Here is a 26,034-nt window from a genome sequence, read left to right as displayed (position 1 = left end):
TCATAACTTTGCTTTTATGAAATTACCTGAAAATCTTATTCAAAAGCTTGAAACCCGAAAACACAACAACGCGTTAAGACAATTACCTAGTTTTAATAACCGTGTTGATTTTTCTTCAAATGATTATATCGGATTTTCAAAGTCTGAAACTATTTTCAAACAGGCGCACCATTATTTAATTGAAAATGATATAATTCAGAATGGAGCTACAGGTTCGCGACTACTTTCGGGGAATCATTATCTATATCAAATTACAGAGACATTTATAAAAGAATTTCATGGAGCAGAATCAGCTTTAATTTTTAATTCGGGCTATGATGCCAACGTTGGCTTTTTTAGCGCTGTACCGCAGCGAAATGATGTTATTTTGTATGATGAATTAAGTCATGCTTCAATTCGCGATGGGATTTCTATGTCAAATGCTAAATCTTATAAATTCAGCCATAATGATTTTGAAGATTTAGAGCGGTTAATTTTAAAATTTCCTGAGACAAATATTTATATTGTTACTGAAACTGTTTTTTCAATGGATGGTGACTGTCCAAACCTGGAAGAGTTAGCAGAACTTACAGAAAAACACAATTGTCATCTGATAGTTGATGAAGCACACTCTCTTGGCGTTTTTGGAGAAAAAGGGGAAGGTTTAACACAATCCCTAAATTTACACAACAGAATTTTTGCCCGAATTATGACTTTCGGAAAAGGTTTGGGGTGTCACGGTGCTGTTATTTTAGGAAGCCTTGAGTTAAAAGAATATCTTGTCAACTTCGCCAGAAGTTTTATTTATACAACAGGATTGTCTCCTCATTCTGTTGCTACAATTTTAATCGCATACCAGCAATTAGAAATTGAAAAACAAACGATTGAAAAACTACGTCAGAATATTGTTTTTTTTAATCAGCAAAAGAACTTACTCGCATTAAAACCCATGTTTGTTCGCAGTAAATCGGCTATTCAATCGGCTATTATTCCTGGTAATGAAAATGTGAAACACATAGCCCTGCAGTTACAGGACAAAGGATTTGATGTTAAAGCTATTTTATCTCCAACTGTACCGGAAGGGCAGGAACGTTTGCGCTTTTGTATTCACAGCTTTAATACTCAAAAAGAAATCAGTGAGGTTTTAGAATTTCTGAGAGATTGGGTCTTTTAATATTCCTAAAAGATTCTCAAAAAATTTCATAAAGGATCATAAAAAAAACTTCGCAAAACTTTGTGCATTTTCTTTGTGTATCTCTGTGAAATTATATTTTATTTCCTCTCTAAGCCACTGAATTTACTCAGTTTTTGAAAAAAGTTTAATTTTTTTTGTAACGTTTTGAATGTTTGGTCACTTACGATCCGTAACCAAATAAATCAAAACTAGTATGAAATCGCAATCTTCTTTGTCGAAACAAAATATTTACAAATGTATCTTAGCCGCATTAGCAGGATTTTTATTCGCTTTGCTATTCAAGATCTTATTAAAACTTATTAGCGTCGCTTTTTTAGTTATTATGGGATGTTTGGTATTTGGAACTATAGCTTCGTGGCAACGGAACAAATACAGCAAATAATCAAAAGAGTTTCAATCATCAAATCAATCAAAAATCATCATCAAATCAATTATCAATTTTAAATCAACCAAAACATGAAAAATGTAATCAAATCAACAATAGCAGTAGTATTATTTATTTTTAGCGGAACAATTCATGCCCAAAAAAAAGCCCCTAAATTAGAAAACTCCCTATTATGGGAAGTTTCAGGAAATGGATTATCAAAACCTTCTTATCTGTACGGAACCATCCATATGATTTGCGGATCTGATTATTTTCTTTCAGATAAAACAAAAAAAGCATTTGAAGCTTCAGAGAAATTAGTTTTAGAAATTGACATGTCTGATCCAAAAGAAATGACTGATATGCAGCAAATGGCGATGGGAAAAGCACCTCTTAGCAAAACACTGAACCCAGAGAATTTATCTAAACTAGACCATATCCTAAAAAACAACGGATTGACGATTCAACAGGTAGATAACTTTAAATTATTTACGATTATGAGCCTTGTTTCTATGAAATCTTTTGGATGCAATGATTTGAAATTCTATGAAATGAATTTTATAGCAACTGCAAAGCAACAAAAACTTCCAATTACTGGACTAGAAACAGTAAAATTACAAATGGAAGCATTCGGAAAAAGTTATACAGATACTGAAATGATTGATTCTCTAAAAGAATCCGGCAAAGAGGAAACCGCTAAACTTGTATCACAATATAAACAGGAAAATATCACTGCTATATACGATGCATTTAGCGAAAATAAGTATATGAGTAAAAAAACAAAAGAAATTATTCTTGACAACAGAAATGAAAACTGGATAAAACAACTACCTGGTTTAATGGAAAAAGAAAGTTTATTTATCGCAGTAGGATCGGCACATTTAGCAGGAGAATCGGGAGTTATCAATTTATTAAAAAAAGCGGGATATAAAATAAGACCAGTAATGAACTAATATTATTTTGAAAGAGAAAGAACAAGCATTTTTAAAACGGATAGAAAGTCATAAAGGAATACTGTACAAAGTCTCCAAAATGTACATGGACAACCACGCCGATCAGCAAGACTTGTTTCAGGAGATTGTCTGCCAACTTTGGAAATCGTACGATACTTTTCGGAATGAAAGTCAGTTTTCAACCTGGATGTATCGTGTAGCGGTCAATACAGCTATCGTTTTCTTAAGAAAAGAAAAACGGAAAGTGGATAAATATGAAATCGCCTCTGAGAACATCAAAGATGACGAAGGCGATACCCATATCAAAGAAAGCCAGCTTGAGCACTTTTATAAGGCAGTCCAAAAACTCGAGAAGATTGATAAAGCGATTATTTTTTATCAACTGGAGGGTTTCTCACATAAAGAAATTGGAGAGAATCTGGGAATTTCTGAGGGAAATGCCCGAGTAAAATTAAACAGAGCAAAAGAAAAATTAAAAGAAATTATAAAAAATCAGGGATATGGATTTTAACGATATACAAAACGCATGGAATAACGAAAAGATAAAAAACATCGTTCTTCCCGATAATTTAGAAAAAATACAATCGGCAAATACGCCTTTGGATAAGATTCGCAAAAATCTTAAACATGAACTTATTATGCAGTCAGTAGTTGTCATATTACTTGGATTTACACCTTATGCATCTCATTTCCCAGAAAAATGGATTATGCCTTTTTACTTATTCTTCAGCATATTTGTTGCAGTTTGTGTTTACTACCTGATTAAATTATATGTTTTTTACAAAAGACTAAACAAGATCACTCTAAAAACAAAAGACAGTCTTTATGAAACGTATTTTGACATAAGACTTAATATGGAATTGTACAAAACATTCGGGTTTGCGCTGACACCTTTTATTGTTTTGTTTTTGATTGGTTTTTTATACAATGATTTTTCAAAAAAGGCTGGTTTTCAAACAACTGATTTCAGCAACACACAACTGGTTAGTGTTTTTATTTCAGTTATATTTTCAATCTTATTCATGGGATTGTCTTTAGAATGGTGGGTGCAATATTTTTACGGTAAACATGCCAAAGAGATTAAAAAAGTAATCGACGAATTAAAAGAAGAATAAATAACAAGCCTATCGTAACTGATGGGCTTGTTATTTTTATTGGTATTTTTGTAGAGAATTTTACACCGAGATTCACAAAGAAAAACCAAAAATTCACGAAATTTTTATTCTTTGCGCTACTTTGTGCATCCTTTGCGAATCTCTGCGAAACAACAAAAGTCATGAAAATATTTATTACAGGAATTTCAACCGACGTAGGTAAAACAATAACTTCTGCGATTGTGGTAGAAGCTTTAGAAGCAGATTACTGGAAACCAATTCAGGCAGGTGATCTTGATAATTCAGATACCCTTAAAGTAAAGTCAAGAATTTCAAATTCTAAATCTCAATTCCATTCAAACTCTTATCAATTAAATACCCCGGCGAGTCCGCATTGGGCTGCTGAAATTGATGGAATTACAATTGATCTAAAAGAAATTCAGGAACCAAAAACTGAAAACCACCTGGTAGTTGAAGGTGCAGGAGGAATTTTTGTTCCGCTAAACGAAAAAGATACAATTGCTGATTTGATCCAACCGGATTATAAAGTGATCATCGTTTCAAGACATTATCTGGGAAGCATTAATCATACGTTATTGACTATTGAAGCAATTCAAAACAGAGGATTTCAAGTTCATGGAATTATCTTTAGCGGAAGCGAAAATAAATCGACTGAAAGCCTGATTCTAAATAAAACCGGAATTAAATGCATTGGAAGAATTGAGGAAGAACCTTATTTTGACCAAAATGTAATTAAAGAATATGCCGATTTGTTTCGGGAAAATCTTTTAAAACTGTAAAATGTATTTTGTAAAAAGTAAAATGCATCTATCTCACATCTGACAAAAAACATTTCACAATTATGACTTTACAAGAAAAAGACAGTCAATATCTCTGGCATCCTTATACACAGCACAAAACTTCGCAAACTCCAATTGCTATTACCAAAGGAGAAGGCGCCTTACTTTGGGATGAAAACGACAAGGAATATATTGACGCGATTGCTTCCTGGTGGGTAAATCCGTTTGGACACAGTAACAAATTTATTGCCGATGCTATTTACAAACAGCTCACGACCTTGGAACATGTTCTTTTTGGAGGTTTTACACATGAACCTGCCATAAAAGTGTCCGAAAAATTAATGGAAATTCTGCCAAAGAATCAGCAAAAAATTTTCTTTTCAGACAATGGTTCAACCTCAGTTGAAGTTGCCATCAAAGTTGCATTACAGTATTTTTTCAATAAAGGAGAAAAACGAACCACCATAATTGCTTTTGAAAATGCGTTTCACGGTGATACTTTTGCGGCGATGGCAGCAAGTGGGATCTCTTTCTATACACAGGCTTTTCAGGGAATGTTTATAGATGTTGTCCGGATTCCGGTACCTGTGAAAGGTCAGGAACAGGTGAGTTTTGAGGCGCTGGAAAATGTAATTCAGCATCATAATTGTGCCGGATTTATTTTCGAACCTTTGGTACAGGGAGCAGCCGGAATGGTAATGTATGAACCGGAATCTCTGGCAAAACTGATTGCAATTTGCAAGGAAAATAAAGTTCTAACCATTGCGGATGAAGTGATGACAGGCTTTGGCAAAACCGGAAAAACCTTTGCGATGGATTATGTCGATGAAGATCCGGACATGATTTGTTTATCTAAAGCTTTAACAGGAGGAACAATTCCGATGGCGATTACGACTTTTACGCAGGAGGTTTTTGATGCTTTTTATGATGACGACATCAATAAAGCCTTATTTCACGGACATACTTTTACTGCCAATCCAACAGGGTGTGCAGCAGCATTGGCGAGTATCGATTTACTTCAAACCGGAGAAATGCAGGTTAATATTAACAGAATCAATAAAAGTCATTTAGAATTTCAGAAGAAAATCGAAAGCAACCCAAAAGTAATTACAGCCAGAACATTAGGCGTTATTTTCGCAGTTGAAATAAAATCAGATTCTGAGGAAAGTTATTATGGCTCTATGCGCACCAAATTGTATAATTTCTTTATTGACAAAGGAGTTATTTTGCGCCCTGTGGGAAACATCGTTTATATCTTACCCCCTTACATCATGACAGACGAACAGCTTCAAAAGGTATATGCTACAATTGAAGAAGCTATTGAAATGGTGTAGCTTTTCACCATATAAGTTTTATAAGAAAATATAAGCAGCCTGCTTAAATGAACTTATATCACTTATATGTTTTAATTTATTTTAAACCCTGCGAACTTTGCCAAAACTTTTGCGAACTTTGCGGTTAAATAAAAAACTTTGAATACTAAAATCTCCATAACAGCGTTTTCATCTATTTCTCCATTAGGAAATAATGCTGAAGAAGTCTGGAAAAAATACCTTAACGATCAGCATTGCTTTTCGCAGCAATTCTTAGATCAGCAGGAAACTTCTGTAGCAGCACTTGAAGCTGACTCCAAACAAATTATAGCTGAAGTACGGGAATCAGATCCTAAATATAAATTTTTGGATGATTCTGTTTTGTTTGCTGTAGCAGCTTCGCGAAAGGCGATTGAGCAGGCAGGCTGGAATAAAAATGATGTATTTGGAATCAACATAGGTTCTTCCCGCGGGGCAACCGATTTATTCGAAAAACATTATAAAGAATATGTCGAAACCGGAAAAGCGCAGACTCTCGCCTCGCCTACCACCACTTTAGGAAATATATCTTCCTGGATTGCTCATGATTTACAAAGTACCGGCCCTGAAATTTCGCATTCTATTACTTGTTCTACTGCGCTTCATTCGATTTTAAATGGGGTTGCATGGCTCAAATCAGGAATGGCAGATAAGTTTTTAGTCGGAGGAAGTGAAGCTCCTCTTACCGATTTTACGATTGCTCAAATGCGCGCTTTAAAAATATATTCACGTATTGACCAGACAAAAGACTCGTGGCCCAATCTGGCTTTTGATTTTGAGAAAACGCAAAACACCATGATTTTAGGTGAAGCTGCAGGAGTTTGTTGTCTTGAAGCTGGCGATACACCAAATGCAATAGCCTACATAACGGGTGTTGGTTATGCAACTGAAATTTTAGAACACAACATTTCGATTTCTGCAGAAGCGGACTGCTTTCAGAAATCGATGAAAATGGCTTTAAAAGAAACTGATTTAAAAGATATAGACGTAATTGTCATGCATGCTCCCGGAACCATAAAAGGCGATTTAACGGAACTGCGTGCAATCGAAAAAGTCTTTGGAGAAAATGTTCCATTGCTGACTACCAACAAATGGAAAATCGGTCACACTTTTGGCGCTTCAGGAATTTTAAGTTTAGAACTGGCTCTTTTGATAATACAACATGACAAGTTTATCAATGTCCCGTTTGCAAAAGCTCAAAATCAGACCAAATCCATAAAAAAGGTGCTAATCAATGCCGTTGGTTTTGGAGGAAATGCCGTCACTATTTTGATTGAAAAAGCATAAACTTATAAAATCATATCAATAAAAAAGGCTCAAAGTTAAAACTCTGAGCCTTTTGAACATTATAGAATTCAGCTTAGTTGATGCTGTTTAGCATATCAGCAATTTCATCTAATCTTGGTGTTAAGATGATTTCGATTCGACGGTTTTTAGCTTTTCCTTCAGGAGTAGCATTACTTGCTAAAGGAGAAAATTCGCTACGCCCTGCAGCTGTTAATTTTTGTTTGTTGATTTTAGCATTTTCACTTAAAATAGCTACAATAGCAGTCGCTCTTTTAGTAGATAAATCCCAGTTGTTTGCGATTGGTCCTGAACCTGCATAAGGATCATCATCAGTATGTCCTTCAATCAAAACAGAAAGATCAGGATTGTCGCCCAATACTTTTCCTAACTCTACAACCGCTTTTCTACCTTCAGAACCCACTGCCCAGCTTCCTGAATTGAAAAGTAATTTGTTTTCCATAGAAACATATACTTTTCCGTTTTTCTGTTCTACGGTAAGTCCTTTCCCTTCGAAACCATTTAAAGCTTTAGACAATGTTTCTTTAAGCTTTCTCATTGCCTCTTCTTTAGCTGCAATCATAGCTTCAAGTTCATTGAGACGGCTTGCGGTTTTATCTAAACGCGCCTGCTCTTCAGCTAATTTTTTTGATTTTGCTTCTAATTCAGCCAGCAAATCGCGGTTTTTATTCATGTTTTTCTCTAACGCATCGTTGCTGTTTTTCTCCAATGCATTATAAGAATCCTGCAAAACTTTGAATTTATTCTGTGCAGCGGCAAGATCAGCTTTTTGTTTGGCTAAATCATCTTTTGCACTTGCTAAATCCTTTGTTAATTTATCACGGTCTAATTCTAACTGACTTTTTGCTTTTTTTAATTCGCTATTCTCATCAGCAATAGATCGGTTTTCTTTTTTTAAGTCTGAATATTTTGTTTCAAGGTCATTGTAGATTTTTTTGGAAACACAAGACGTTGAAAGTGCCAGAACAAGCAATCCAAGTGAGGCTTTTTTAATCATTTTTATGGTATTTATAAATAGGTTATTATTCTTTTAATATTTTTTAAACGTGATGCCCTAGCCCTGATTGAAACGGAAATCCTTTGTGGTTTTTCTTTAAAACCACAAAGATTGCAGTGGAAAGCAGGAATTAGCTCCTTAAACTTTACTAACCAAATTATACTTAGAACCCGCCTTTACGTAACAATAACAATACCAGAATTACTCGATTTCGACTAAAATCGGGCAATGGTCAGAATGCATGGCATCCGGAAGGATAACGGCACGCTTTAGTCTGTGTTCTAAAGGCTGGCTTACCAGATTGTAATCGATACGCCAGCCTTTATTATTTCCTCTGGCTCCTGCGCGGTAACTCCACCAGGTGTAATGGTGAGGATCTTTATTAAAATGGCGAAAACTGTCGACAAAACCAGACTTCATAAACGCATCTAACCAGGCACGCTCAGCCGGCAAAAATCCTGAGACAGTTTTGTTTCGAACCGGATCGTGAATATCAATTGCTTCGTGGCAAATATTGTAGTCCCCACAAATTATGATATTTGGAATGGTTAATTTTAACTCATTTATATAATTTTGAAAATCATCCATATACATAAATTTATGGTCTAATCTTTCGATATTGGTTCCTGACGGCAGATACAGGCTCATTACAGAAACATCGTCAAAATCGGCGCGCAGATTACGACCTTCAAAGTCCATATGATGAATTCCGGTTCCGTAAACCACTTGCTGTGGTTCAATTTTAGACAAAATGGCTACGCCGCTATATCCTTTTTTAGTTGCCGGATAGTAATATTGATACGGATACCCTGCATCGGTAATCTCTTCTGTTGGAATTTGCTCCTTTGTGGCCTTAATTTCCTGAAGACAAATTACATCAGGATTGGCTTGCTGAAGCCATTTAATAAAGCCTTTTGAAATAGCAGCGCGTATTCCGTTTACGTTATAAGAAATAATTTTCATTGGATTTTTTTAGAATTTCAAAAGTAATAAAAATGCGGAAAGTTTACATAACAAACACTAAAAGTAGAGTTTTTTGTTATCTTTGTTCGCTGTTCAAATAAATTAAAAATAGTAGATGGGTTTAGTTACCGCGAAAGAAGTTGCAAAGGCAATAAATGTTGATAAGTACGGAGTTTTCGGTACTTTTTCAGGCTGGATTCTCATGAAGGTTCTTAAAATATCCACCCTTAATAAAATTTACGATCACAATAAACATTTAGAAGATGTTGCTTTTTTAAACGGTATTCTGGATGAGATGGAGATCAAATTCGAAATTCCTGAAGAAGATTTAAAACGTTTACCAAAAGAGGGACCTTATATTACGATTTCAAATCATCCGCTTGGAGGAATCGATGGTATTTTACTATTGAAATTAATGCTCGAAAGAGAACCAAATTTCAAGATTATTGCCAATTTTTTATTGCACAGAATAGTTCCAATGAAAAAATACATTATGCCGGTTAATCCTTTTGAAAATCATAAGGATGCGAAATCGAGTGTAATAGGCATTAAAGAAACTTTACGCCATCTGAGTGACGGAAAACCATTGGGGATTTTCCCTGCAGGGGAGGTTTCTACTTACAAAGACGGAAAATTAGTTGTAGATAAACCATGGGAAGAAGGTGCTTTGAAACTGATCAGAAAAGCAAAAGTTCCGGTTGTCCCAATTTACTTTCATGCTAAAAACAGTAAATTATTCTATTGGCTTTCTAAAATAGACGATACTTTACGTACAGCAAAATTACCATCAGAGCTGCTTACACAAAAAGACCGTGTCATTAAAGTTCGTATTGGAAAACCAATTTCGGTAAATGAACAAAATGAAATCGAATCGTTCGAAGAATACTCAGAGTTTTTAAGAAAGAAAACTTATATGCTGGCCAATCCTTTCGAAAGGGAGCATAAATTGCTTGATACATCTAATTTAAAAATTCCGAAAGCACCTAAAAAGATTGTTACTGCAGCAAACGAAGCAGAAATGATTGATGAAGTTCAGACTTTAAGAAACAGTGACTGTCGTTTATTGCAAAGCAAAAATTATGAGGTCTTTTTTGCAAGGGCAAAATCAATTCCGAATATTTTACATGAAATTGGGCGTTTACGTGAAATTACTTTCCGTGAGGTAGGTGAAGGTACAAACGAATCTATTGACTTAGACCAATTTGACCAATATTACCATCACATGTTTTTATGGGATGAGGATACTAAAAAAATTGCCGGTGCTTACCGAATGGGATTAGGTTCTGAAATTTATCCAAAATATGGAATCGAAGGCTTTTATCTGAATGACCTTTTCAGATTTGAACCTGAATTGCACGATATGATGCACAAATCAATTGAAATGGGACGTGCATTCATCATAAAAGAATACCAGCAAAAACCAATGCCGCTTTTCCTGTTATGGAAAGGGATTATTCACACCACTTTACGTTATCCTGAACATAAATATTTGCTGGGTGGAGTAAGTATCAGTAACCAGTTCTCTGACTTCTCTAAATCGTTAATGATTGAGTTTATGAAGTCTAACTACTATGATCCGTATGTTGCACAGTATATCCACCCTAAAAAGGCTTACAAAGTAAAACTGAAAGACGCAGACAAAGACTTTATTTTTGATGAAGCCGAATCAGATTTGAATAAATTTGATAAAATCATTGACGAACTGGAACCTGGAAATTTACGCCTGCCGGTTTTGATTAAAAAATACATTAAGCAAAATGCCCGTGTAGTAGCATTTAATGTAGATCCTCTGTTCAATAACGCTGTAGACGGCTTAATGTACATCAGGATTGCAGATATTCCTGAGAGCACTATGAAACCGGTTATTGAAGAGTTTCAGATTGAACTGGAGCGTAAATTATCTGAGAAAGAAGATATCAGTTAAGAAAATTGATAAAAAAAGAAAACCCATTTCACAAATGAAATGGGTTTTTTTATGTTTTAGAACCAGCCTTTTTTACCAACCTGATACGTTTGATAAAACTCTTCGTCAGTTTTCACAAGATAGATAATTCCTTCTATGAGTGCTATTAAACTACCTAGTCCGCAGAAAAGATTAAGAAGTATCTGAATTATTCCTTCTTTGGTGTAACCCAAATAGAATTTATGAACTCCTAAAGCTCCAACTAAAATCCCTAAAATTCCAGCAACAACTTTTTTGTTTTCTTCTCTTCGAACTGGAGGATTATTCCAGTCTTCTTTTGGTCTTGTAGTTTCCATTATTTGTAATTATTGTAGTTCAGCTTTTCCAATTTCATTAATTTCTTCTATTTCATTTTTTGGATCTGGTCCATATTCATTTGATCCATGATTGCCTTCAGTACATAATAAAATAAGTAACCAAATACCACCAATAAATGGAATTAAGGCAACAAAATAATACCATCCACTTTTTCCAGTATCGTGTAATCTTCGAACAACTACTCCTATTCCTGGAACAATCGTTGCCAAGGTATATAATCCAAAAAGAGCATATCCAATAATTCCTCCAGTAATTGCATCTCCAAAAATTCCTCCAACTATTGCTCCAATCACTATTAAAAGAATTGAAATTAACCCATTAGCAAGTACAAAGTACCAATATTCGCTTCTTCTGGCACGACCATTAAAATTTGCATAGTTTTCAAACACCACTTTTTTGTACCATTCAATCATAATCAATAAATTTAGTTAGTTAAACCCTACTCTTTTTTAGGATTTTCGGCTTACTCCTTTTAAAATTTTGTTAAAATTAGCAACAATATTAAAAAAAAATAACTTCAAAAACTAATTGTGAGACTTATTTTTCAGAAAAAACCTGTTATTAAAACCTAAAGATAAACAAATCATTATTTTGAGTACAAGGCCTTTATTTTATCAACAATTACCTGAGCCAAACGTTCATGGCTTTCAAATGTCCAGCCCGCAATATGAGGGGTAAGGATTACCTTTTTGCCATCCAAAAGGTATTGAAAAGCTTCGGGCGTATTTTTTTCCTGGAAAAGAGTTTCAAAAGAAAGTTTCTCATATTCCAAAACATCCAGACCTGCTCCCAAAACTTTTCCAGACTTCATAGCTTCAACTAAATCTGCCGTAACGATGTTTTTACCGCGAGAAGTGTTGATAATCCAAAATGGCTTAGCAAATGCGTTAATGAAATTCACATCAATCATTTTGTCTGTTTCAGGCGTCCATGGAATATGCAAACTCAATACATCCGTTTTTTGCTGTAATTCCTGCAATGAAACCTGTTTTGCGTTTTCATCTCCCATGTTATCTTTAATATCATAACACAAGACTTCAACATCAAAACCACGGAGTTTTTTAGCAAAAGCTTTTCCCATGTTTCCGTATCCGATGATGCCAACCGTTTTTCCATCAAGCTCATGACCCCGGTTGCTTTCCCTGTTCCATGCTCCTAAACGGATTTCGCTATCTGCCTGGTTTAGCTTATTAAAAAGAGACAAAATCATTCCCAAAGTATGTTCTGCAACAGCGTTGCAATTACCTTCTGGAGCGGCAATCAGATGGACATCTTTATCCAATGCGTAATCACAGTGGATGCTCTCAAGACCCGCACCAACTCTGGCAATAAACTGCAAATTGACAGCTTTATCAATGAACTGTTTATCGATTTTAAAACGGCTTCTGATTACAATGCCGTTATAATCTTGGATCTTAGCTTCAATTTCTTCCTTTGAAGAAGTAAAATCGGCATGATTTTCAAAACCTGCTTCTTCTAATTGCTGCCAAAGAATAGGATGATTGCTGTCGATATGTAGAATTTTTATACTCATTTTTTTAAAATTTTAGATAAACAAAAATACAGTTTATTCTTTATTCCTGAATCAACAATTAATCAGGAAGCTTAGAGGTTTTTATTGGCTGCATTTTTTTAACCCCTGAGATATCACGCTGAAAATCAAAATAACCCGCTTTCATAAGCATAAATTCGCTCAAATTAAATTGATCAAAACATTCAAAGTCTTTCTGGAAAACAAAAAATCAGGCGGCCTTTTATTGCTTTTTTACCATATCATCATTTACTCTTACCAACAAAACCAAAATGGCTCCACATATTGATGCCAGAATGCTTGGCGGAATTGGTTTTACAATGTCCATTTTCATTACGATTTTAGCCTTTAAAGATCCTGAAATCATTGTTTTTTCAAAAATAGCCATTCTGATTGCATCTCTGCTTTCAGAAATTTTCGGATTCATCTATTTAAAATATATTTTGGAGAAGAAGAAAGTTTAAATCCCAAGAAATAAAAATTCCAAATTCCAACTAGAAAATTGGAATTTGGAATTTCAGGAATTTGATGTTTTTATTTTAAGAGTCCTTTGATTTGTTTCAAAGAAGTTTTAATTCCTTTGATCAAAGACGAACTGAAACCATTGTGTTCCATTTCGTTCAGGCCTACGATTGTACATCCCTGAGGCGTAGTAACACGGTCGATTAATTGTTCCGGATGAACTTTTTCCTCTAATAACATTTTTGCGGCTCCTTTTGCAGTTTGTGCCGCAATGGCCAAAGCCGTCTGAGAATCAAATCCAATTTCGATTCCGGCCTGCATTGAAGCACGGATATATCTTAAAGCATAAGCTGTTCCGCAGGCGCCTAAAACAGTTGCGGCATCCATTAGTTTTTCATCAATAACCGGAGCAGTTCCTAAGTCCTGAAACAAATCTACGATTGGCAAAGCTTTTTCTTTATCTTTTTCAGGAAATGAAATACAAGTAGCTGATTCACCAAATTGTGCTGCTATATTCGGCATGATTCTCACAACCGGAAATTCATTATTCGTTTTTGACTGAAGCATTTCCAAAGACAAACCACTTACTGCTGATGCTATGGTCTTTCCGGAGATTACCGGTAAAATCTCTGCCAGAACAGTATCTACCTGATACGGTTTTACAGTCAGAATAACTACATCGGCTTCCTGAACATTATGTTTATTATCTGATGAAACTGTAATTCCTAATTCTTTTAAATACTGAATACTTGCAGTATTTCTTCTGGTAACAGTAATCTGATTGTTTTTAGAAAATTTTGCAATCCCAACGGCAATAGAAACCCCAAGATTTCCTCCTCCAATAATATGTACTTTCATGCTTATTTATTGCTGATTAATAGCGTGTTTTTTTAGCCACAAATTACACAGATTTTTAAGATCTTAAATCACTGCAAGGAGTTAATTTGTTTGAAAAAATTAAAACCCAAGAATCAATTTGGCTACTCCAAAATACAGCATAATTCCAAAGACATCGTTGGTTGTGGTGATAAATGGTCCTGTTGCTATAGCAGGGTCTATTTTATTTTTGTGTAAAAAAAGCGGTACCAGAGTTCCTAATGTTGCAGCAAATAATATCACTACAATCATCGAAATTGAAATAGCCAGCCCTACTAAATACTGTTGGTACATGATCGAATGATACCCCAATAAAAGTAATGAAATAATACTTCCGGATATCATAGAAACTGAGATTTCTTTACTAAAATATCCTCTGCTAAAATCCTTAAGGGTACCATTTGCCAAACCCTGAACCACGATTGCCGAGGCCTGAACACCGATATTTCCAGCGGTTGCAGAAAGCAAAGGCACGAAAATGATTAAAGTTGAATATTTTTGGAATGTCTGTTCATTTCCTTTTAAAACAAAAGAAGCTACGATTTCAATTACCATTCCAATTAAAAGCCATGGCAAACGGGCTTTTGTCAATTCTAAAACACTGTCATTTGATTCTACGTCCTGCGTAATACCCGCAGCCAGCTGGTAATCTTTATCCGCTTCATCTTTTATTACGTCTACGATATCATCGATTGTAATTCTTCCCACTAAACGTCCAAGCTCATCCACAACCGGAATCGCTTCCAAGTCGTATTTTTGCATGATACGGGCTACTTCAACATCTTCTGTGTCTACATTTACAAAATTCAATTTTCGGATATACACATCTCCAATTTGGGTTTTGGTCGAAGAAGTCAGTAAATCTTTCAGAGACAATCTTCCTTTTAAGCGGTTTTCATCATCAACCACATAAATAGAATGTACTCTGGATACGTTTTCTGCCTGAATTCGCATTTCTTTCACACAGGTCAGCACGTTCCAGTTCTCGTTTACTTTTACGAGCTCTTTACCCATTAGACCACCTGCAGAATTTTCGTCGTAACGCAACAAATCGACAATGTCTTTTGCGTGTTCAACGTCTATTAATTCTGAGATTACCTCAGCTTTAATTTCCTGCGAAAGTTCGGCAATAATATCTGCCGCATCATTTGTTTCAAGCTCATCAAGCTCTTCGGCAATTTCTTTTGGTGAAAGTCGGCTTAAGATATTCTCTCGCAGGTCATCTTCTAATTCAAGAAGAATTTCAGCGGTTTTATCACTATCTAAAACCTTAAAAATATAGGTTGCATCGTCAAAATCCAGTTCGTCCAGGATTTCTGCGATATCAGCATGGTGCAAATCGTTGAGTAAAACTTCAAGTTCTTTGTCGTTTTTCTGAACAATATGTTCTTCTAATTGCTGGATTAATTCTTTGCTAACTTTGAACTCCATCGGCTTCTATTTTTTGAGTCAAAACAATAAACTCATCAACGCTAAGTTGCTCTGGTCGAAGATCAAAGATAGTATCTTCCCGCAAATTATCTGATAAATTTAATGTTTTCAAACTGTTACGTAATGTTTTTCGTCTTTGCTGAAAAGCCGTTTTCACTACCGTAAAGAACAACTTTTCACCACAAGGAAGGCTGTAATCTTCCTTTCGGGTCATTTTCATCACACCCGATTTCACCTTGGGCGGAGGAATAAAAACATTTTCGTCTACAGTAAACAAATACTCTGTATCATAGAAAGCCTGTGCCAGAACGGACAGTATCCCGTAAGTTTTTGATCCTTTTTTTTCGCAGATTCGCTCTGCAACTTCTTTTTGAAACATTCCGGAAAATTCCGGAATCTGATCTCTGAATTCTAATGTTCTAAAAACAATCTGAGATGAAATATTATAAGGGAAGTTACCAATAATAGCAAACTGCTTGTTTTCGTAAACCTGATTTATGTTATATTTCAGAAAGTCTTCTGAAATAATTTTATCTTTTAATTTTGGATAATTCGCATCCAGATACGCAACTGATTCAGTATCGATCTCAATTACTCGTGTTGTTATCTTCTTATCAAGTAAATATTTCGTAAGCACACCCATCCCCGGCCCTATTTCTAAAACCTCATCATATCCCTTTAAGCTTAAGGTATCGGCAATTGCTTTTGCGATGCTTTCGTCTTTAAGGAAGTGCTGTCCTAAATGCTTTTTGGCTTTTACTTTTTCCATTTTCGTTCTTGTTTTGCCACGAGGGCGCAAAAGTATTCTTTTTACAGCGAAGACTAAAGACTCAAAGCTTTATTTTTTGTTTATTTCTCGAAGTTGTTGAACATCCAGCAAGTCTTTTGCCCGATTTGCTTTTATTTTACTTGTAATGAGATCTTCTAGAGACAAAACATTCCATTTTAAAAACGTTTTATCATTTACGGTAATTTCTTCACTATCATTATAAGCTTCCTCAAAACTTTTATTTACTGAAAATTTTGTTATCAGTTCCAAATCTAAATCAATTGGTGAAAATTTTACCGCTCCACCACCAACCATAAGCATTCGAACATTATGCTTACCCGATAATGCAATGAACTCATCAATGTTTTGATCCCAGAGCTTTGACATTCTAATTGGATTTTATAATTATTACAAAATTGTCTTTATTCTTATCCACTCTGTTTTTTACAGGAAATCGGCTTATACGCTCACTCATACGAAGAAAACTATATATCCTTTCCACTTTAGACAACTTTAAAAAATCTTCTTGCTGCTGTTTATTGCTTTCTTCTTTTGTTTGAAATCTGATTTCCATACTATTTCTTTTTAAATGAAAACCGAAATTGAAAAAACTTAGTTTCAATGTTCTGAAATAACCTCCAATTCTGTTCTAAAAGAAAGCATTTTATCTGCAAACAGTTCTAAGGCTTCTCTATCAAACTTTGGCTGATCCTCAAGATAATATTTCTCTAAAGTATCCTTGCTATCGGTTGTATATTGTACAGAATAGGTAATTCCGCCCATTTCTTCTTCAACCAAAACTTTCACAATTCGTGCTGAAGAAAATTTATTGGTAGCCAGAATCTCCGGAATATGTTTTTCCTGCATCCATTTTAACCATTGGTCATGAACGGTTTCGTGTATATTTGTGGTGATGTTGTAAATAATCATTTTTTTTAGATTGATTAGATTGTTAGACGTCTTAGATTGTTAGACTTCTAATAATCTAACTTTCTAATAATCCAAAAATCTATTTTATAAATTTTTGTCTCCCCTCAACTGTCGGTATTTTTTTCTCGCATCAACAAAGTAAATACTGTCCTGATGATTAAAAATTACCTTTTCATACAAAGGTTTTGCCTTTTCTATATCTTTTAATTCGTCGTTGTAAATTTCTGCGGAGAAAAACAATGCTTCGTCTACATAAATGCCGTCGCTATGATGGTCAATTACTTGCTGGTATTGGCTTAAAGCCGAATTATAATCTTTGAGACTTTCATAGATTTGACCTAAACGCAACATTGTTACAGCTTCGATTTCCTGCCCTTTAAACGATTTCAGAATATTCTGAAATTGCGCAACTGCTTCCTGTTTCTTATTCTGATAAAGCAGAAAATCCCCTTTTGCAAACTGCTTCAAAGCAGTCTGTGTCGAATCGGCAACTGTGTTGTCATTGATCAGTAAAAAATATTCCAGAGCATCATTTGCGATTAATTGCGTATTAGCCGACTTTAGTTCTTTGAATTGTTTTAAAGCCCATTCAAAATCAGTTTTAAAATAGCTTGTTTTGGCTGCTTTTAAACTTGCTTCGTGTGACATGATATCATTCTTTAGATCCAACTGGATTTGCGAATAATAAATCAAGGCCTGATTGAATTTTTCTTCCAAAAGCAAAATATCACCTAGCTCCATTTTAGCATCTGCTTTCTGATACTCGTTTAAATTGAGCTCTAAAGCTTTTTTTATAATGGTCTTTCCTTCTTCTGTCTTTTTCAGATTGAAAGCCAGGAAATGCGCCTGAATTATTTGCAAAGATAAGGTAAAAGGACTTACTCCATAAGTTGCAAGCAAATGTTCTAACTCAGTATTAATTGCAGGGTAATCTATTTCTGATGCTTTATCAATTTTAATCTGCATCAGACTCGCATTTGTCCGAATCAGTAAATCCTGATCTTTTGTATTCTGCAGAATAAAATTCAATATTTCAGCAGCCGTTTCGGTATCATCTTCATTTAGTGCAAACTGACTTAAATTAACTATACTAATTAATGATTCAGGTTCACGCTTATAAATTGCTTTTTCCTGAATAAAAGCTTTCCCAAATTCTTTTTGCTGCACATAAAACCAGCTCAGATAGTGATTCCAGAACACATCCTGATTTTGTTGGGTTTTCAGAATTAAAGCTTTCCGCATCGCATCCTTAAAGGCTGTATTATCCGTTTCACCGTTCATGAACCGTGACAACTGAGTCTGAATCAGATTCGTATTTTGCGGATTTTTAAAAGATTCAGCCAATAAAAGATCAATCATCAGATCCGTTTTTCCTAGCTGTCCGTACAACATCCCGATCTGGAAATTAAAATTATAATTTGGCTGTACCTGCATTGCCGTTTGATAGGCTTTTAAAGCATACTCCAACAAAACTTTTTTCTCAAAAGAGTTTGCAATGCCGTAAACATCATTCGGACTCGTTTTGATTTTTTCAATCGCCTGCTCGTAGTAATTTTTGGCCTTTGATTCGTTTTTCTGCAATTGAAAATTATAGCCCAATTCTACTAAAAAAACACCTTGCTTGTAGCGATTGTACCGATCCTGAATCATCTTTTCAGCATTAGCAAATTGCTGTAATTGCTGACAACATTCAACCGTTCTTAAAAAATACTGCGTATTAGATGGAGAAGCATTTAAAAGCTGTTCATAACTGATTTTTGCTTTTTCGAAATCGCCTTTATCGTAATAATACTGAGCAAGCTGCTCATTTTGGGAAAATGTAAAGGAAGACCACAACAAAACGATATAGATAAAGATGTTTTTCATATTTCAGTTTTTAATGTGGGTTTTAACAATTAAGAAACCTAACAGATTTTGAAAACCTGTTAGGTTTAACTCTAAATTACTAAAATTAGTTTATAATATCAAATCCGCAGTATGGACGCAAAACTTCAGGGATTACGATTCCTTCTGGTGTTTGGTAATTCTCTAAAATTCCGGCTAAAACTCTTGGCAAAGCCAGTGAACTTCCATTAAGTGTGTGAGCCAGTTGGTTTTTTCCGTCTTTGTCTTTGAAACGTAATTTCAAGCGGTTTGCCTGAAATGTTTCGAAATTAGAAACAGAACTAATTTCTAACCAACGATCCTGAGCCGTTGAAAACACTTCAAAATCATACGTCAAAGCAGACGTGAAACCCATATCGCCTCCGCAAAGACGCAGAATTCTGTATGGCAATTTCAATTCCTTCAAAATGTTTTTTACATGTTCTACCATTCCGTCAAGAGCCGCATAAGAATTATCAGGATGTTCTACACGTACAATTTCTACTTTATCAAATTGGTGCAAACGGTTTAATCCTCGAACGTGCGCTCCGTATGAACCTGCTTCACGACGGAAACATGGTGTATAAGCCGTGTGAAGAATCGGAAGATCACTTTCGTTTAAGATCACATCACGGAATAAATTCGTAACCGGAACCTCAGCAGTCGGAATCAAATATAAGTCGTCAACGGTTGCATGGTACATTTGCCCTTCTTTGTCCGGCAATTGTCCTGTTCCGTATCCTGATGCTTCGTTTACCAAATGCGGCACCTGAACCTCATTGTAACCCGCAGCTGTATTTTTATCTAAAAAATAATTAATTAAGGCACGCTGTAAACGGGCACCTTTCCCTTTATAAACCGGAAAACCTGCACCTGTGATTTTTACACCCAGTTCAAAATCGATGATATCGTATTTTTTTACCAGTTCCCAGTGCGGCTGAGCACCTTCGTGTAAAACCGGAATATCTCCTTCCTGAAAAACATTTAGATTGTCATCTGGTGTTTTTCCTTCAGGAACAATATCAGCCGGAAGATTTGGCAACGTGTATAATTTATTAGTCAGTTCATTTGCTAAAGCCTCTGCTTTTTCGCCTAGTTCTTTACTTTTCTCTTTTAATGAAACCGTTTTTTCTTTTAAGATTGCTGCTTTGGCTTTCTCACCAGCCTTCATTAACTCACCTATGTCTTTGGACAATTTATTAGATTCAGATAAAGTGTTGTCTAATTCTACCTGAGCTGCACGACGGTTTTCGTCTAATTGCACCACTTCTTCCACAACGCTTTTAGCATCGATATTTCGTTTTGCTAAAGCCTTGATTACTTTCTCCTGATTTTCTCTAATAAATGCGATTTGTAACATAGCTTGGTTTTTATAACTATTGTATTTTTATAACGGAAGCAAATTTAAGGAAATGTTTCCTAAGATTACGACAAAGTTTTACGGGAAAGAATGTATTTTAAAAGATGTTACGCAAAGTTGCACGAAGGTTATACCGAGATTCGGGAAGTTTTTTTGTTAAGAAATTCAAATCTAGAAATTCAAATCTTAATTATAATCCAGAAACCTGTATCGGTCATCTTTCTTAAACACGTAAATCTGACCGTTATATTTTAGTCTTTCGGATTCTTTTTTTACCCTGATAGTGGACTTTTCTGCAGAACCCGTTTCCTCATCTGCTTCTACTGAAACTTCATACAAAAAGTTTTTTGAAACTATTAAATCCAGGAAACCATTTGTTTCTTCATTAGAAACTATTAAACCTGTTTCTAAAGTTTCCAGTTCAAAAGAAGCTCTGCCGTTTGAATCTCCCTGCGTTTTTCTGATTGGATATTCGTATAAAAACTTTTTTATTTTACTATTTACTAATGCAAGAATCGTAAATTTTTGCTGGGAATATAAACTCACGCGACTGCCTGAAGCTTCTTCTGTATAAAAAGCAACTCCGGTTTTATGCTCGTTGAGCTGAATCAAATCTTTGAGAATATACGTTTTAGAAAACTTCGTCCCCTCATTTTCATTATAGCTCAGATTAAAATCTGTTTCCTGGGCAATAATTTTACCGTCTGCTTTATTGACAAAAAGGTATTTTCTTTCGAGATAATCTCCCAAATCATATTCATCTGCTTCCTGACTGTGTTCTTCCGTATTGACTACATAAGTGATGACAAAAAAGGTAATTTTATCATTATAACTAACAGAAGTTGTTTTGTTGATTCGTAAATCAGAATATCTGATATTGAGATTGTTAACTACTTTTTTTAAGAGGGTCAAATCCAGTTCTTCAGACAGTAATATGCTTTCATTATCTTTAAAAACAAGCTTTTCGACTGGTTTTGGCTTTACATTTTCAGACTGCACATCTGCTGCAAGTGTCGCCTTTTCGTCAATGGCTTGTTTTTTATTCTTCTCGCAGGAGCTTAAAAATAAAAAAGTGCCAATGAGAATCAGGTAGGTTGTAATTTTCATTGCTTTTGATTTATGGTTAGGGGCTTTCAAATATAAAATATTCTTACTAAGCTTTTTAAATAAAACCTGATGAATTCCTTATTTTTAAACTATTTATGTTCAGTCAGCAGATTTTTTAATTCTTTTGTTTTTAAAAAAGTCGCAAAACGTCCGGATAACAAGAGCATTTCTCTTTCTTCAGGGGTTATTTTTAGCTTGGTTTCAACGTGGGAGGCAAATTCATATAAGATCAAAATGTTTCCAGCTGTTAATTCATTAAACTTATTGCGGGTCAAGGTGGCTAGAATTATTTCGCCCTCCTTATCACGTGTAAAACTAAGTTCACCAAACTGATCTATTAAATCGTGTTTGAATTTTTGATAAAACTTCAGCCAATTACTAGAATCATCATCCGCATTTTTTAGTTCAGCCACAATTTTTTGATATGATTCGTCTTTTTTCATTTTCTGCAAATGGTCTCTGAGGGTTGTAAAACCAATTATCTCATAATTTGAAACAGGTATTTTATATCTCTCAAATGCATTTTCAATATCTATGTCAAAAGTCATATACCGAGTCTGAACCGTATACAAAGAAGTTGTTTCGAGCAATGAGATTAATTTGATTTTTTCGTCAGTTATGTAAGGCTCTTTTTTTCCCTGGCCAAAACAATCAATAAATAGTGCTTTTTTGTTTTTATTATCTACTTTAGCATCATCATGAAGAAGTTCTAATAAGGTTTTATATCCCATATTATCTGAAGCACCACCATCAATAATACATAAAATCTTATTCTGTCCTTTGATTCCGAATTTTGTTTTTGGAAGCACGCCCGGAAAAGCAGAACTCGCCGTTATTCCATAAGTAAGCGGAAACTCGTAACCATCGTTTACCTCATTTTCATCTAAACAAACCGTAGCTTTATTGGGAGCCAGGGACGAATTTATATTGAGCCCTCTGATAACATGAGGCATAAATGCAATCCGCTCTCCATTATTATAGGCTGTTCCATTGGCAACCATCATCGGTAAATAAGGACGTAGCGTGCTTTCTTTCGGAATAAAAAAATCAGACAAAAGCATCTGGGTTTTGCACTTATCAGGATTGTCAGGATTCGTGCAGTCATATTGCAAGACCTCAAGATCCAGTTGCTGGCTCATGGATATTTTATCGCCTTTTTCGTTTTTGCTATTATTGAGAAGGGATAAAATACTAGCCGATTTATTGACATAATCCTTGTAAGCATCGGCTTTGGAAAAGTAAAAATCATTAAAAGACTGGTGACCCTGATACAGTTTATTTTTCAGGATAGTTACATAATACCCAGCCGAATAACAGCCTCCGGAAACCGTTGAGAAATAATCAATTTCGTTTAAAAAATTGCGATGAGAATTGTCTTCTGTGATTTCTTCTAAACCTAAAAGCACACCCATACTAAAAAACTGCGCTCTTGAACCTCCGCCCGAAATAGCCACTCCTAAAGCAATGTTGGGGTTTTGAAACTTTTTATCACGCTCCTGAACCGATTTATACTCATTTAAAGAAACCGGCGGAATCGAATTATAATTAATCTCTGAAAAAAGACTGATTTTATTTTGAGAAAATCCTGAACGAAAGCTAAAAAAGCATACAATCAGGAAAATCGTAGAATACGTATATTTCATTTTGACTTTACTAACTAATTCACTGAAAGCGAAATTACAAGAAAGTTAAATAGAATGAAAATAACACTAATCGAAATATATAATTAAGAACGCTTAATCTCATGACCGGTAAATTCTTCCAGCGCAGCAAAAATATCGTCTACAGGAAGCACTTCAAAGTCCGGATGGCTTTTTAAGAAATTTGCATTGAGTTCAGTAAGGTTTTCATCCAACTCAAAAAATGCATTGTTATTCAATAAATCCCTTGTTGGATTAACCCCTTCAAATTTGCCGTTTAAGAATTTACCAATTTTCACACTGCTCAGTAATTTAACCCTTTTTGCCTGAGCCTGAAATAATTCTAAATGCTTTTCGGCTCCAATAAGGGCAAGACCTTCTTCGATAAGTTCATTCAGTTCTTTATTCCAGCGGGAATCATACACAAATTTCGCAAAATTTCCTTCTGTATATTTTGAAGTGTAATAATCGAGATAATAACTCAATAACGCATCTTCATGAATAAATTGGTCATCAACGCCTTCTTCCCGCATTAAATTGATTACCGAAATATTTGAATTAATTACATCCTGCGAATTACCACTGTTCATTGCCGTTTCTGAAACTAGTATGCTACCGAATTCTTCCATTTTGTCTTTTTTGAGATTATTTATATGAGCGTATCGCCATTATTCTTTTTTTCATTCATTTTGGCGACCAATGCTTTCAAACGCAAGGCGCGTTCTTTCTTCTCATCCTGAAGTTTAGCCTTTTTGCGGTTTAGCAGTTTAGTATGCAGCGCCTTGTTTTTAGTGTTTTTTTTCAGGTCCTTTAGCCATGATACAAATGATTTTGCAAATTTCGGGTAAATAATGATACGATTGGTAATATATTTTGGGCGTTTCCCTCCGGGCCGGGCTTTCGGCTTTATCTTTTGCCTTGCTTCGCCTGCAAAAGGATACCGCCTCTATCCCTAACGCAATCTCGTTTTTATAAGAAAAATAATAATGGCAAAGATTTTGTTTCGCTCATTCAAAATTCTCACCATTACACTAAACCAAAAACATGAAAGAAACCTTATTCAAAAGTTTAATATTTTCTCTTTTAATTACTAATAGTTGGGCTGTAATAATATTTTTTATCTATTTTTTTGAAAGTCCGGGATGGTTTCAGGGTTTTACTACTCTCATGATTTTTATGTATAGCTGTTGGATTATTGCAGCTTTAGGAATTTTGGCAATAATAATCTCTTTAATTAAAAAATGGTTTTCTGCTCAATTAAAAATCTTCTTACTTGTTTTAGTTGCCTGGCTTAATTTATTTTTCTCAATACTGCTTTTAATAGTGGCACTTCTGGAAATAGTTCGTTTTGAAGCTATTTTTGAACTTTATCTTTTTTCAAACCTAATTGTTTCAATTGCAGCATTATTAATTATAAAGAAAAATTTCAAAAACCATGTAAATCTAAAATAATATCCAACTACAAAATTTCATTAAAAAACTCATTATTTACAAATCAACCCTTTACAGATTAATTCGTAGTTTTGTTAATGCAGATTATACTTTTTGCAGGTAATACAACCTTATACAGACTTTAAACAAGGAAAACCAATGAATCCTAAAGTTGATTTTTATTTTAGTAAAAACGAAAAATGGCAGAAAGAAAACGAAAAATTAACAACAATTGTTCTGGACTGCCAGCTATTCGAAGAATTAAAATGGGGTGTTCCCTGTTATACTTTTCAGAAAAACAACATCGTTTTAATTCATGATTTTAAGGAATATTAAGCATTTTTGTTTTCTCAAAGGCGCCTTATTAAAAGACACGAACAATATTCTGGTGCAGCAAACCGCTAATGTACAGTCGGCACGCCAGATCTGGTTTACCAATATCCAGCAAATCACTGAACTGAAACCTGTCCTGAAAGCCTATATTTATGAAGCTGTTGAAGTAGAAAAGGCAGGTTTAAAATTTGAATTCAAAAAGACGGAAGAATTTGTTATTGCCGAAGAATTTCAAACCAAATTAGATGAAAATCCGGATCTAAAACCCACTTTTCAAGCATTGACTCCTGGAAAGCAAAGAGCCTACATACTTCATTTTTCGGCACCCAAGCAGTCCAAAACCAGAGCGTCACGAATTGAAAAAGCCATTCCGCACATTCTTAACGGGAAAGGATTAAATGACTAACTAAATATGAAAGCAACCTTCTTCCCCAATCAGGAAAAATTCAGAGCATGGCTGGAAAAACATTACCAAACCGAAACCGAATTAGTAGTTGGTTTCTATAAAGTGAGCAGCAAAAAACCTACCATGTCATGGTCAGAATCTGTAGATCAGGCGCTTTGTTTTGGCTGGATTGACGGTATCCGGAAAACTATTGATGATGAAAGTTATTCGATTCGGTTTACGCCAAGAAAAAAATCAAGTATCTGGAGTGTTATCAATATTAAAAAAGTCGAGCAGCTCACAAAAGCCGGATTAATGACAGAAGCAGGTAAAAAAGCTTTCGAATTAAAATCTGAAGAAAGATCCGGAATTTATTCACACGAAAAAGAAGCTTATATTCTGGATCCTGAATTAGAAAAACAATTCAAAACCAATAAACCTGCCTGGGATTTTTTTGAAAAGCAGGCACCATCTTACAAAAGAGTAGTGATTCATTTAATCATGAGTGCCAAACAGGAAAAAACCAGAATTTCTAGACTTGAAAAGGCGATAGCCGCGAGTGCGGAGCAAAAACGAATTTTATAAAAAAAACTTAAAAAAACCTTTCGTCAGTAAACAAATAGTAACTTTATT

29 protein-coding genes are annotated in these 26,034 nt (G+C 34.8%); 13 read left to right on the top strand and 16 right to left on the bottom strand.

What is annotated here, in order from left to right; genetic code table 11:
- Positions 1-16 precede the first annotated feature (16 nt).
- The 7 genes from ACNC7R_RS00800 to ACNC7R_RS00770 all read left to right on the top strand — a co-directional run bounded on the left by ACNC7R_RS00800 (position 17) and on the right by ACNC7R_RS00770 (position 7,024).
- Positions 17-1,153, top strand: coding sequence for an aminotransferase class I/II-fold pyridoxal phosphate-dependent enzyme (locus ACNC7R_RS00800; protein ID WP_417939096.1), 1,137 nt, complete (start codon positions 17-19; stop codon positions 1,151-1,153).
- Positions 1,154-1,630: 477 nt separating this feature from the next.
- Positions 1,631-2,491: a TraB/GumN family protein gene (locus tag ACNC7R_RS00795; RefSeq protein WP_417939095.1), complete on the top strand. Its 861-nt coding sequence runs from the start codon at positions 1,631-1,633 to the stop codon at positions 2,489-2,491.
- 79 nt (positions 2,492-2,570) lie between these two features.
- On the top strand, positions 2,571-3,002 hold the full coding sequence (locus ACNC7R_RS00790) for an RNA polymerase sigma factor (protein WP_417939094.1): 432 nt from the start codon (positions 2,571-2,573) through the stop codon (positions 3,000-3,002).
- Positions 2,992-3,606 carry a hypothetical protein gene (locus ACNC7R_RS00785; RefSeq protein WP_417939093.1) on the top strand — a complete coding sequence of 205 codons (615 nt, stop codon included), beginning with the start codon at positions 2,992-2,994 and terminating at the stop codon, positions 3,604-3,606. Before ACNC7R_RS00790 ends, ACNC7R_RS00785 begins: the two co-directional genes overlap by 11 nt.
- Before the next feature lie 161 nt (positions 3,607-3,767).
- Positions 3,768-4,385: a dethiobiotin synthase gene (gene bioD / locus ACNC7R_RS00780; protein ID WP_417939092.1), complete on the top strand. Its 618-nt coding sequence runs from the start codon at positions 3,768-3,770 to the stop codon at positions 4,383-4,385.
- A gap of 62 nt (positions 4,386-4,447) precedes the next feature.
- A complete protein-coding gene (gene bioA / locus ACNC7R_RS00775; protein WP_417939091.1) occupies positions 4,448-5,719 on the top strand; it encodes an adenosylmethionine--8-amino-7-oxononanoate transaminase in 1,272 nt (423 codons plus the stop codon).
- A 138-nt stretch (positions 5,720-5,857) separates the two neighbouring features.
- Entirely contained in the window at positions 5,858-7,024 is a 1,167-nt protein-coding gene (locus tag ACNC7R_RS00770) for a beta-ketoacyl synthase N-terminal-like domain-containing protein (protein ID WP_417939090.1), read from the top strand.
- A 73-nt stretch (positions 7,025-7,097) separates the two neighbouring features.
- On the opposite strand, the gene ACNC7R_RS00765 is transcribed toward ACNC7R_RS00770, so the two are convergent.
- Both ACNC7R_RS00765 and ACNC7R_RS00760 read right to left on the bottom strand, forming a co-directional pair.
- On the bottom strand, positions 7,098-8,039 hold the full coding sequence (locus ACNC7R_RS00765) for an OmpA family protein (protein WP_223682777.1): 942 nt from the start codon (positions 8,037-8,039) through the stop codon (positions 7,098-7,100).
- Positions 8,040-8,240: 201 nt separating this feature from the next.
- Positions 8,241-9,002: an exodeoxyribonuclease III gene (locus ACNC7R_RS00760; RefSeq protein WP_417939089.1), complete on the bottom strand. Its 762-nt coding sequence runs from the start codon at positions 9,000-9,002 to the stop codon at positions 8,241-8,243.
- Positions 9,003-9,117: 115 nt separating this feature from the next.
- Between ACNC7R_RS00760 and ACNC7R_RS00755 the strand changes: the two genes are divergently transcribed.
- The gene (locus tag ACNC7R_RS00755; RefSeq protein WP_417939088.1) at positions 9,118-10,926 is read left to right on the top strand and encodes a GNAT family N-acyltransferase; all 1,809 of its coding nucleotides are present in this window, start codon (positions 9,118-9,120) and stop codon (positions 10,924-10,926) included.
- A gap of 56 nt (positions 10,927-10,982) precedes the next feature.
- On the opposite strand, the gene ACNC7R_RS00750 is transcribed toward ACNC7R_RS00755, so the two are convergent.
- The 3 genes from ACNC7R_RS00750 to ACNC7R_RS00740 all read right to left on the bottom strand — a co-directional run bounded on the left by ACNC7R_RS00750 (position 10,983) and on the right by ACNC7R_RS00740 (position 12,817).
- The gene (locus ACNC7R_RS00750) at positions 10,983-11,261 is read right to left on the bottom strand and encodes a TM2 domain-containing protein (protein WP_417939087.1); all 279 of its coding nucleotides are present in this window, start codon (positions 11,259-11,261) and stop codon (positions 10,983-10,985) included.
- Positions 11,262-11,270: 9 nt separating this feature from the next.
- Positions 11,271-11,696 (bottom strand): DUF805 domain-containing protein, encoded by a 426-nt coding sequence (locus tag ACNC7R_RS00745; protein WP_417939086.1) that lies wholly within the window; start codon positions 11,694-11,696, stop codon positions 11,271-11,273.
- A 173-nt stretch (positions 11,697-11,869) separates the two neighbouring features.
- Positions 11,870-12,817, bottom strand: a complete 948-nt coding sequence (locus ACNC7R_RS00740; RefSeq protein WP_417939085.1) for a 2-hydroxyacid dehydrogenase — start codon at positions 12,815-12,817, stop codon at positions 11,870-11,872.
- A 269-nt stretch (positions 12,818-13,086) separates the two neighbouring features.
- On the opposite strand from ACNC7R_RS00740, the gene ACNC7R_RS00735 reads away from it, so the two are divergent.
- Complete coding sequence (locus ACNC7R_RS00735; protein ID WP_417939084.1) at positions 13,087-13,278, top strand: Na+/H+ antiporter NhaA; 192 nt, start codon at positions 13,087-13,089, stop codon at positions 13,276-13,278.
- A gap of 70 nt (positions 13,279-13,348) precedes the next feature.
- Here ACNC7R_RS00735 and proC read toward each other — a convergent pair whose 3' ends face one another.
- From proC to ACNC7R_RS00680, 11 genes are all read right to left on the bottom strand, one after another.
- Complete coding sequence (proC, locus tag ACNC7R_RS00730; protein ID WP_417939083.1) at positions 13,349-14,134, bottom strand: pyrroline-5-carboxylate reductase; 786 nt, start codon at positions 14,132-14,134, stop codon at positions 13,349-13,351.
- A gap of 99 nt (positions 14,135-14,233) precedes the next feature.
- Positions 14,234-15,583 (bottom strand): magnesium transporter, encoded by a 1,350-nt coding sequence (gene mgtE, locus ACNC7R_RS00725; RefSeq protein WP_417939082.1) that lies wholly within the window; start codon positions 15,581-15,583, stop codon positions 14,234-14,236.
- Complete coding sequence (rsmA, locus tag ACNC7R_RS00720; protein ID WP_417939081.1) at positions 15,567-16,352, bottom strand: 16S rRNA (adenine(1518)-N(6)/adenine(1519)-N(6))-dimethyltransferase RsmA; 786 nt, start codon at positions 16,350-16,352, stop codon at positions 15,567-15,569. Before rsmA ends, mgtE begins: the two co-directional genes overlap by 17 nt.
- Positions 16,353-16,421: 69 nt before the next feature.
- Positions 16,422-16,739 carry a hypothetical protein gene (locus ACNC7R_RS00715; RefSeq protein ID WP_417939080.1) on the bottom strand — a complete coding sequence of 106 codons (318 nt, stop codon included), beginning with the start codon at positions 16,737-16,739 and terminating at the stop codon, positions 16,422-16,424.
- A 1-nt stretch (position 16,740) separates the two neighbouring features.
- Positions 16,741-16,926, bottom strand: a complete 186-nt coding sequence (locus tag ACNC7R_RS00710) for a hypothetical protein (RefSeq protein ID WP_417939079.1) — start codon at positions 16,924-16,926, stop codon at positions 16,741-16,743.
- A 44-nt stretch (positions 16,927-16,970) separates the two neighbouring features.
- Positions 16,971-17,282 carry a DUF4286 family protein gene (locus ACNC7R_RS00705; RefSeq protein ID WP_417939078.1) on the bottom strand — a complete coding sequence of 104 codons (312 nt, stop codon included), beginning with the start codon at positions 17,280-17,282 and terminating at the stop codon, positions 16,971-16,973.
- An 84-nt stretch (positions 17,283-17,366) separates the two neighbouring features.
- Positions 17,367-19,148: a tetratricopeptide repeat protein gene (locus tag ACNC7R_RS00700; protein WP_417939077.1), complete on the bottom strand. Its 1,782-nt coding sequence runs from the start codon at positions 19,146-19,148 to the stop codon at positions 17,367-17,369.
- A gap of 85 nt (positions 19,149-19,233) precedes the next feature.
- A complete protein-coding gene (gene serS, locus ACNC7R_RS00695; protein WP_417939076.1) occupies positions 19,234-20,505 on the bottom strand; it encodes a serine--tRNA ligase in 1,272 nt (423 codons plus the stop codon).
- 186 nt (positions 20,506-20,691) lie between these two features.
- Positions 20,692-21,612, bottom strand: a complete 921-nt coding sequence (locus ACNC7R_RS00690) for a hypothetical protein (RefSeq protein ID WP_417939075.1) — start codon at positions 21,610-21,612, stop codon at positions 20,692-20,694.
- A gap of 89 nt (positions 21,613-21,701) precedes the next feature.
- Positions 21,702-23,255 carry a hypothetical protein gene (locus ACNC7R_RS00685; protein WP_417939074.1) on the bottom strand — a complete coding sequence of 518 codons (1,554 nt, stop codon included), beginning with the start codon at positions 23,253-23,255 and terminating at the stop codon, positions 21,702-21,704.
- Positions 23,256-23,338: 83 nt separating this feature from the next.
- Positions 23,339-23,881, bottom strand: coding sequence for a hypothetical protein (locus tag ACNC7R_RS00680; RefSeq protein ID WP_417939073.1), 543 nt, complete (start codon positions 23,879-23,881; stop codon positions 23,339-23,341).
- A gap of 415 nt (positions 23,882-24,296) precedes the next feature.
- On the opposite strand from ACNC7R_RS00680, the gene ACNC7R_RS00675 reads away from it, so the two are divergent.
- The 4 genes from ACNC7R_RS00675 (at position 24,297) to ACNC7R_RS00660 (ending at position 25,986) form a co-directional block, all read left to right on the top strand.
- Positions 24,297-24,704, top strand: coding sequence for a hypothetical protein (locus tag ACNC7R_RS00675; protein WP_417939072.1), 408 nt, complete (start codon positions 24,297-24,299; stop codon positions 24,702-24,704).
- Positions 24,705-24,842: 138 nt separating this feature from the next.
- Positions 24,843-25,019: a hypothetical protein gene (locus ACNC7R_RS00670; RefSeq protein ID WP_417939071.1), complete on the top strand. Its 177-nt coding sequence runs from the start codon at positions 24,843-24,845 to the stop codon at positions 25,017-25,019.
- Positions 25,000-25,422: a YdeI/OmpD-associated family protein gene (locus tag ACNC7R_RS00665; protein ID WP_417939070.1), complete on the top strand. Its 423-nt coding sequence runs from the start codon at positions 25,000-25,002 to the stop codon at positions 25,420-25,422. The genes ACNC7R_RS00670 and ACNC7R_RS00665 overlap by 20 nt, the downstream gene beginning before the upstream one ends.
- 6 nt (positions 25,423-25,428) lie before the next feature.
- A complete protein-coding gene (locus ACNC7R_RS00660) occupies positions 25,429-25,986 on the top strand; it encodes a YdeI/OmpD-associated family protein (RefSeq protein ID WP_417939069.1) in 558 nt (185 codons plus the stop codon).
- The last annotated feature ends 48 nt before the right edge of the window (positions 25,987-26,034 follow it).

This window comes from Flavobacterium adiutor, assembly GCF_048282555.1.
Taxonomy (GTDB): domain Bacteria; phylum Bacteroidota; class Bacteroidia; order Flavobacteriales; family Flavobacteriaceae; genus Flavobacterium.
Note: the sequence above shows the minus strand (reverse complement) of the source record. Positions and strands in the feature narration are given on the sequence as shown.

Coding starts and splice junctions, on each gene's coding strand:
- ACNC7R_RS00800 (WP_417939096.1), top strand. CDS start 17: ATGAAATTACCTGAAAATCTTATTCAAAAGCTTGAAACCCGAAAACAC.
- ACNC7R_RS00795 (WP_417939095.1), top strand. CDS start 1,631: ATGAAAAATGTAATCAAATCAACAATAGCAGTAGTATTATTTATTTTT.
- ACNC7R_RS00790 (WP_417939094.1), top strand. CDS start 2,571: ATGTACATGGACAACCACGCCGATCAGCAAGACTTGTTTCAGGAGATT.
- ACNC7R_RS00785 (WP_417939093.1), top strand. CDS start 2,992: ATGGATTTTAACGATATACAAAACGCATGGAATAACGAAAAGATAAAA.
- bioD (WP_417939092.1), top strand. CDS start 3,768: ATGAAAATATTTATTACAGGAATTTCAACCGACGTAGGTAAAACAATA.
- bioA (WP_417939091.1), top strand. CDS start 4,448: ATGACTTTACAAGAAAAAGACAGTCAATATCTCTGGCATCCTTATACA.
- ACNC7R_RS00765 (WP_223682777.1), bottom strand. CDS start 8,039: ATGATTAAAAAAGCCTCACTTGGATTGCTTGTTCTGGCACTTTCAACG.
- ACNC7R_RS00760 (WP_417939089.1), bottom strand. CDS start 9,002: ATGAAAATTATTTCTTATAACGTAAACGGAATACGCGCTGCTATTTCA.
- ACNC7R_RS00755 (WP_417939088.1), top strand. CDS start 9,118: ATGGGTTTAGTTACCGCGAAAGAAGTTGCAAAGGCAATAAATGTTGAT.
- ACNC7R_RS00750 (WP_417939087.1), bottom strand. CDS start 11,261: ATGGAAACTACAAGACCAAAAGAAGACTGGAATAATCCTCCAGTTCGA.
- ACNC7R_RS00745 (WP_417939086.1), bottom strand. CDS start 11,696: ATGATTGAATGGTACAAAAAAGTGGTGTTTGAAAACTATGCAAATTTT.
- ACNC7R_RS00740 (WP_417939085.1), bottom strand. CDS start 12,817: ATGAGTATAAAAATTCTACATATCGACAGCAATCATCCTATTCTTTGG.
- ACNC7R_RS00735 (WP_417939084.1), top strand. CDS start 13,087: ATGGCTCCACATATTGATGCCAGAATGCTTGGCGGAATTGGTTTTACA.
- proC (WP_417939083.1), bottom strand. CDS start 14,134: ATGAAAGTACATATTATTGGAGGAGGAAATCTTGGGGTTTCTATTGCC.
- mgtE (WP_417939082.1), bottom strand. CDS start 15,583: ATGGAGTTCAAAGTTAGCAAAGAATTAATCCAGCAATTAGAAGAACAT.
- rsmA (WP_417939081.1), bottom strand. CDS start 16,352: ATGGAAAAAGTAAAAGCCAAAAAGCATTTAGGACAGCACTTCCTTAAA.
- ACNC7R_RS00715 (WP_417939080.1), bottom strand. CDS start 16,739: ATGTCAAAGCTCTGGGATCAAAACATTGATGAGTTCATTGCATTATCG.
- ACNC7R_RS00710 (WP_417939079.1), bottom strand. CDS start 16,926: ATGGAAATCAGATTTCAAACAAAAGAAGAAAGCAATAAACAGCAGCAA.
- ACNC7R_RS00705 (WP_417939078.1), bottom strand. CDS start 17,282: ATGATTATTTACAACATCACCACAAATATACACGAAACCGTTCATGAC.
- ACNC7R_RS00700 (WP_417939077.1), bottom strand. CDS start 19,148: ATGAAAAACATCTTTATCTATATCGTTTTGTTGTGGTCTTCCTTTACA.
- serS (WP_417939076.1), bottom strand. CDS start 20,505: ATGTTACAAATCGCATTTATTAGAGAAAATCAGGAGAAAGTAATCAAG.
- ACNC7R_RS00690 (WP_417939075.1), bottom strand. CDS start 21,612: ATGAAAATTACAACCTACCTGATTCTCATTGGCACTTTTTTATTTTTA.
- ACNC7R_RS00685 (WP_417939074.1), bottom strand. CDS start 23,255: ATGAAATATACGTATTCTACGATTTTCCTGATTGTATGCTTTTTTAGC.
- ACNC7R_RS00680 (WP_417939073.1), bottom strand. CDS start 23,881: ATGGAAGAATTCGGTAGCATACTAGTTTCAGAAACGGCAATGAACAGT.
- ACNC7R_RS00675 (WP_417939072.1), top strand. CDS start 24,297: ATGAAAGAAACCTTATTCAAAAGTTTAATATTTTCTCTTTTAATTACT.
- ACNC7R_RS00670 (WP_417939071.1), top strand. CDS start 24,843: ATGAATCCTAAAGTTGATTTTTATTTTAGTAAAAACGAAAAATGGCAG.
- ACNC7R_RS00665 (WP_417939070.1), top strand. CDS start 25,000: ATGATTTTAAGGAATATTAAGCATTTTTGTTTTCTCAAAGGCGCCTTA.
- ACNC7R_RS00660 (WP_417939069.1), top strand. CDS start 25,429: ATGAAAGCAACCTTCTTCCCCAATCAGGAAAAATTCAGAGCATGGCTG.